Source organism: Rothia sp. HMSC067H10 (assembly GCF_001810635.1).
In the GTDB taxonomy this organism is placed as follows: domain Bacteria; phylum Actinomycetota; class Actinomycetes; order Actinomycetales; family Micrococcaceae; genus Rothia; species Rothia dentocariosa.
In genome coordinates, this window is record NZ_KV802317.1 from 694,183 (window position 1) to 701,065 (window position 6,883).

A 6,883-nucleotide genomic window follows, 5' to 3' on the forward strand; every position below is an offset into this window, starting at 1 on the left:
GACAGAACATATTGAAGGAAATCCTATGAACGAACAGATTACCGTGATGCTGGTTGATGACCAGCAGCTTGTACGCGGCGGTTTGAAGATGCTTATCAATTCTCAGCCCGATCTGCAGGTTGTTCTCGAAGCTGATGACGGCGCAGCGGCGGTTGATAGCTATACTCGTATGGCTGAAGAAGGTACTGCCCCTCAGGTGGTTCTTATGGATGTTCGTATGCCTATTATGGACGGGTTGGAGGCTGCAAAAAGCATTCTAGAGCTCAACGTTCCTGATTCCAGGGTTATTATGCTGACTACCTTCGACGTCGACGAATATGTCTATGCGGCGGTACGTGCCGGGGCAAGCGGTTTTTTGCTGAAGGATGCACCTCCCGAAGAACTTCTGGGGGCGATTCGAACAATACACCGCGGTGATGCGGTGATCGCCCCTTCCGCTACACGCCGCCTGCTGGAACATATGATTCCGGTGTTGGAGGTTCATTCGGAACAGGATTCTGCCAGTGTTGCCCCCACTTCTCAGGAGGAGCCGCAGCTTCTGCACCAGGAACTCATGCAGACTCTTTCTCCGCGTGAGCATGAGGTACTTCGTCTGATTGCGCAGGGTCTTTCCAATGTGGAGATCAGCCGCGCGCTCGTGCTGTCAGAGGCCACAATTAAGACCCACGTCTCCCATGTTCTGGCAAAACTTGATGCTCGCGATAGGGTTCAGGCCGTGATTATGGCCTATGAGGCTGGGATCGTATCGTAGGCTCCTTGTGTCTACATCTACCGTTGAGGACAGAACCTGTGAAAAGGCTGAAAAATCATTCTTGGGAATGATGAATATCCGTCAAGCCACCATTTACGGTTATATAGTAGACCGATATTTATGATGTAATACGCCACAGGATTTTTTACATGATCTCCTCTCTGCTCTCGTTGATATACGCAAATCTTCGTGCGTCCTGGCGTAAATATATTTTGACGGGACTGGGTATTGCGGTTGCAGCTTTTTCTTGAGCGCAGTGCTTCTTCTCAACACAATTATTTCCGCCACATATATGGCACACTATGGCAATCAGGTACGTAACAGCGATGCGGTGGTTGCTACCAATATCTCGGGGCAAGCCAAGGAGAACCCGTCGGGCGCTCTCTCGGTTGAGGAAATCGAAGATATCCGTCATAACCCCCAGGTAGCTGGTATCCGGGAAGACTCGGTAGTTTCAGCTATGTATCATGACGCACCGGGCGAACCTGTGCCCTATGCGCTTTCTCAAGCTCCCACTGACCCGGATTTGTTTCCTTATCAGATACAGGGGCGAATGCCAGAGAATGATCATGAAATTCTGCTCCCAGAGTCTCTTCGTGAGTCTTTGCATCTCAATATAGGCGATAAATTTCACGGCATTGACCCGGTCGCAACAATAAAGCTGCCCACTCCCACATCCATTACAAATTTTGAGGGCGGCACACTATCTTTAGAAGATTCCTTGCCCACCAAGGAATATACGATCACTGGTACTTTCCACTCTCCGCCCCTGGGGTCTGAAGATTCAATAACAGTTTTTGCCGGTGGCACTATGCTAACAACGACATCTAAAATTGCTCATCGCGAGCATAAAACAAATATTGTTCATGATGCGCATATAGTTGCTGTCAAGCTCCGTGAGGGTGTTTCGGTTGAAGATTTTAAGCGGGAATTTACCGCGCACCACGGCGATCATGGGTATGTAGTGCCAGCGTATGAATACACCCACAACGTAGAGCCAGACATAGGTTTTGCCAATGATCTGCTCACCGCAGCCCTTTTAGGCCTGGCAGCGTTAGCCCTCATGGTCTCTGCTTTTGTTATTACCAATACATTCAGCGTGTTGCTTTCTCAGCGCACCCGCGAGCTTGCTCTTTTACGCACTTTAGGAGCCAGCCGCTCCAATCTTCTCACTATAGTGCTGGCAGAATCTACGGTTTTGGGAGTTCTTGCAGCTTCTTTAGGTATTACACTTGCCTATGCTCTTTGGGTGGTTATCACGTCGTGGGCTGCTCATACATTGGTTTTCACTTTTTCCCTGGTCCCTTTGGGAGTTACTCTGCCAGTGTGTGTTGCCGTCACCTGGATCGCCGCTCTTAAACCTGCCTATGCAGCATCAAAAGTCTCACCAGTTCAGGCGCTTCGAGAAGACTGAGTCTGTGCAGATTCTATGCAGCATATAAAAAATTACTGTACTATACCAAGTATTTAATAGAACATATTCCTATTCATATATATTACCTTCACATACATTCCTGAGAAAGTACTCTATTTATAATATTGCCTGTAATTTCACTAACTTTACCTTGAAAATAGTTACGGTTATTTTAGAGACAGGACTCCAGAAATCACCCAAAAGTATGATAAAACCTCCCACAGGTTTTCATTCTAGTTTGGGATAATTGGTGTTATGACTACTACATTAGATACTTCTGTCAAACCAGCTGTTACCACCCAAAACCTGAGCAAGACTTACGGCACAGGTGAGGCGACGGTACATGCCCTCAATAACGTAACAGTTTCTTTTGAACAGGGTAAATTTACCGCTATTATGGGGCCTTCCGGTTCCGGTAAATCTACCCTTATGCAAACTTTGGCCACCCTAGATACCCCGGATGTTAACCCCAACACCAGCATCAAAATTGCCGATACCGAGCTATACGGTCGGCGGGATAAAGAGTTAACCGAGTTTCGTCGCGAACATATCGGCTTTATTTTCCAGGCCTTCAACCTGGTACCCACCCTCACCGCCGGGCAGAATATCGACTTACCGCTTGGCCTGGCAGGCAAAAAGCCTGATCCTATTTGGCGCGATTATCTTGTGGAGACTTTGGGTCTAACAAAACGGCTCAGCCACCGTCCCGAACAACTCTCCGGCGGTCAACAGCAACGCGTTGCTATTGTGCGCGCACTACTCTCCCGCCCGGACGTCGTCTTCGCCGACGAGCCCACCGGCAACCTCGATTCAAACTCTGGCACCGAAGTACTCAAGCTCCTGCGAACCGCAGCAACCGAGCACCAGCAAACCATCCTCATGGTGACCCACGATGCACACGCCGCATCCTACGCAGACCGCGTAGTCTTCCTCAAAGACGGTACCTTAGCTGGCGAAATGCTCAAACCTACCCACGATGCTGTTCTAAACGCCATGGGACAGTTGGAAGGTGAATAACATTGGCTACAACGCTTAATACGGTGGGACGCGCTAATTTACGCGCGTCTAAAGGAAAATATATTCTTACTGGAATCGGTATCGCAATTTCTTCATTTTTTATTGCTGCCGTTATTGTATTAGTCAGCTCTTTGCAGGGAACTCTAAATGCATCGGTAAATGGCATTCTTTCCAAAGCAGATAACGTTGTTGTCTCTTCCTATGCGCGCGATAACTCTAACACTGAAGCAAATATCTATCTGGATGAAGAGAGCATCAAAAATATTCAGAATGATGATTCAGTCGATCAGTCGTGGATTGTCTACCAGGGCCGGGGTAAGTTTGGTCCCGATAAAACTCAAGTTTCTTATACCCAAGCGCCTAACAGTGCAGATCTTTTTCCCTTCGACTTTGAAGGTAAATTGCCGACCTCAGACACCGAGCTGATGGTCTCGAAAGATTTTGCACAAAAGCATAATCTTCAACTTAATTCTAAGGTCAATTCCCCCGATATAGTCGCGTCGATCTCTGACCCAAATACAGGAACTACGCGCGAGTACACCATCACTGGTATTTTTGATGTCGGATTCTCAGGCTCCGATACGAATAACGCTATGTTTATTGGCGGAACTTCCTATGGGGAGGCAGCTAACAAGGCACTCAAAAATGCTGGGGGTGCTTCTTCTGCAAACTACGCCGTTCCCGGTGCCAGCATGGCATATGTCAAGTTCAAAGGAACGGACGACGCTGCTGCTCGCGTAGAGCTGCAGAAGAAACTCAACACGGGTGACAAAAAAACTGAGCCTTCTGTTATGTCTGGTCCTGAGTACATGGAGGTTGTGAAGAAACAGCTCTCCACGATATTCGCGTTCCTCGGTGTCATCTTGGGGGCCTTTGCCGCACTAGCGCTGCTGGTTTCTTCGTTCGTTATCTCGAATACCTTTGCGGTTCTCGTGGGACAGCGCATCCGCGAACTGGCGTTGTTACGTACTCTAGGGGCACAGGGCTCATCCTTGGTGCGTATGCTTGTGGTTGAATCGCTTGTTGTGGGCATCATTTTCTCCACTATCGGCGCGGTTCTCGTGTATCCGATCGCGGCACTGCTGAGTGCGCTATCCAATAATAGTTTCATGGTTTCTTACGATCCGATGGCTTTTGTTGTCGGTGTTGTACTGTGCACCTTGGTCACGGTTATTGCCTCGCTCGCTCCAGCACGTACCGCTTTGAAGATTTCTCCCATCAGCGCGATGGGCGAAACTACGGCTCAGGCGGTCAAGAAGCCGAACATCGCAGGCCTTATTGCGGGTCTTATTATCGGTGCCGGCGGCGGTGCACTCATGATCCTTGCGTTCAATACCATCACGCAGAATAACGATAGCTCAAATGCAGGGACCTCTGTTCTTCTCGTTATGATTGCCGCGCTTCTGCTGGGCATTGCGGTCTTTATGCTGACCCCGTGGCTTCTTCTGCCCCTTGTTCGTGTCCTGGGATCGGTCTTCCGCAACCAGACCGGAAAATTGGCGGTAGCAAATGCATTGCGTTCCCCGAAACGTACCGTTTCGACCGGGCGCGCGGTCTTGGTAGGCGCGCTTGTCGTCACCGCAGTACTGACCGGATATTCCATCATGACATCCACCGTGGCGAACGCGATGGATAAGCTATACCCGATCTCTGCGGCAGCCACCTACGGTACCGGACCTACAGCAGGATCTGAGAGCGTCAATAAGGCGCGCTCTGTCGCTGATAAAGTTCGCGGTTTGGAAAACGTCGATAGTGTTGCTGTGGCTTCTGCAGCGGGTACCGTTGATTTCACGGTCCCTCCGAAAGACGGTGGCGAAGCACAGAATCGCACCGAGAATCTGGTAGCACTCAACCACGACGATCTCACAAAGGTCATTCCGACTGAAGGGTCACATCAGCTTGAAGATGATACCGTGCTTGTCTCGGCTGCCTTTTATGATAATGCCCACTTCAATGACTCCACTCGCCTTAAAGCACGTGGTCCCTTGGGGACGGTAGAGTTAAAACCCATCAAGTCCACCAGCAGCAATATGTCGCTATATATTGTGAATCCCACGACCGGTACCAAGCTGCAGAACGCCTCAGATCCAAAGCCTCTGCTGGATTCATCACAGGCTCCTGAAAACGCTCAGGTTCCTGCAGAAGCTGCCCCAGATGCTGGGGAGCAGAGCTCTGCTGCATCATCGACAAGTGGTGCTACCGGTGCCCAGACTATGGTGCTCGTTCACGCCAAGTCACCGCTTTCCTCAAGTGCAAACTCGACTCTTCAGGAACAGCTCACCAAGGCTAATGACGGTAACGAATTCACCGGTGGTTTGCAGGGACGCCAGCAATTTGATCAGATTATGATGATCATGCTGATCTTCACATTAGTTCTTCTTGCCCTGGCCGTAGTCATCTCGATTATCGGTGTAGCCAATACGATGACTTTGTCGGTGAACGAGCGTCGCCGCGAGAATGCGATGCTTCGTTCACTGGGTCTCTCCCGCAAACAGCTGCGTCGCATGATTTCAGCCGAGGCAATTCTGATTACCTTAGGAGCCGTGATCCTAGGCATCCTCGCGGGTGTTGGAATTGGTATTGCCGCCGCTAAAGTTGTGATTGCAGGTACCAGTTCTTCTACCGAAGTCGTCATTGATCTTCCTTACCTTGGATTGTTCTTTGTTCTGCTGGTAGGTCTGGTATCGGCGTTCGTTGCCTCGATATTACCAGCGGCCCGATCGGCCCGTCTCTCCCCTGTGGAGGGCATGCGAGGCTAGTCGATTGGCAAAATAACCTGCATCGAAAAGGGCGAACTCCCCACATTAGGGAGTTTGCCCTTTTTATGTGGTTCGTGTTCCCGAGTTATTTTTACGTGTAGAAGTCCCGGATATAAAACTTAGAAAACCCACTTTTATAGGTCTAAATTATCTATATATTCTTACTTTCTAGGAATCAAAATACCGTCCATAATTATTGCATAGACTCTAAAATTTTATTTTAATTATTTTTTCTTTTTCGTGGGTACTTCATCCTTACGGAGGCTTGCTTTTTTCAATCTCTAGTATTTCTCATCCAAAAGTATGAGTGCCATTTATTTTGCCTTCAAGAATTTCAGCTCAAAGGATGACAAATGTCAGGGGATATATTTTTGCAATCTTGAAACAATTAAATCATGAGCACATCAACAATTCCCGCATACGAACCTGCGGTAGCTACACGTAATCTGTCCAAGACCTACGGCACGGGCGAAGCCATCGTTCATGCCCTTAACAATGTGAACATCGACTTCGAGTACGGCAAGTTCACCGCCATCATGGGACCTTCCGGTTCTGGTAAATCAACCCTGATGCAAACTCTCGCCACGCTCGATACTCCTGATCGTAATCCAGAGACGATTATTCGCATCGGCGATACCGACCTCTACGGCCAAAAAGATAATCAACTTACCGAATTCCGCCGCGAGCATGTCGGGTTCATTTTCCAAGCCTTCAACCTAGTTCCAACCCTTACCGCCGGGCAGAACATCGATTTGCCGCTCGGCTTGGCCGGCAAAAAACCGGACCCTATTTGGCGCGAATATCTTGTGGAGACCTTGGGACTGCAAAAACGTCTGGATCACCGCCCCGAACAGCTCTCCGGCGGTCAGCAACAACGCGTCGCCATTGTGCGTGCGTTGCTCTCCCGTCCGGACGTCGTCTTCGCCGACGAGCCCACCGGCA

The 6,883-nt window shown here is 49.4% G+C and carries 5 protein-coding genes; all 5 read left to right on the forward strand.

What is annotated here, in order from left to right:
* Positions 1-25 precede the first annotated feature (25 nt).
* The gene (locus HMPREF2756_RS09985; protein WP_070620817.1) at positions 26-751 is read left to right on the forward strand and encodes a response regulator; all 726 of its coding nucleotides are present in this window, start codon (positions 26-28) and stop codon (positions 749-751) included.
* 256 nt (positions 752-1,007) lie between these two features.
* Positions 1,008-2,165: an ABC transporter permease gene (locus HMPREF2756_RS09990; protein WP_371440709.1), complete on the forward strand. Its 1,158-nt coding sequence runs from the start codon at positions 1,008-1,010 to the stop codon at positions 2,163-2,165.
* A gap of 255 nt (positions 2,166-2,420) precedes the next feature.
* The gene (locus HMPREF2756_RS09995; protein ID WP_070620820.1) at positions 2,421-3,182 is read left to right on the forward strand and encodes an ABC transporter ATP-binding protein; all 762 of its coding nucleotides are present in this window, start codon (positions 2,421-2,423) and stop codon (positions 3,180-3,182) included.
* Between the two features lie 2 nt (positions 3,183-3,184).
* Complete coding sequence (locus tag HMPREF2756_RS10000) at positions 3,185-5,941, forward strand: ABC transporter permease (RefSeq protein ID WP_070620823.1); 2,757 nt, start codon at positions 3,185-3,187, stop codon at positions 5,939-5,941.
* Between the two features lie 395 nt (positions 5,942-6,336).
* Positions 6,337-6,883: ABC transporter ATP-binding protein (locus HMPREF2756_RS10005; RefSeq protein WP_070620826.1), on the forward strand; the 547-nt coding region annotated here is incomplete at its 3' end.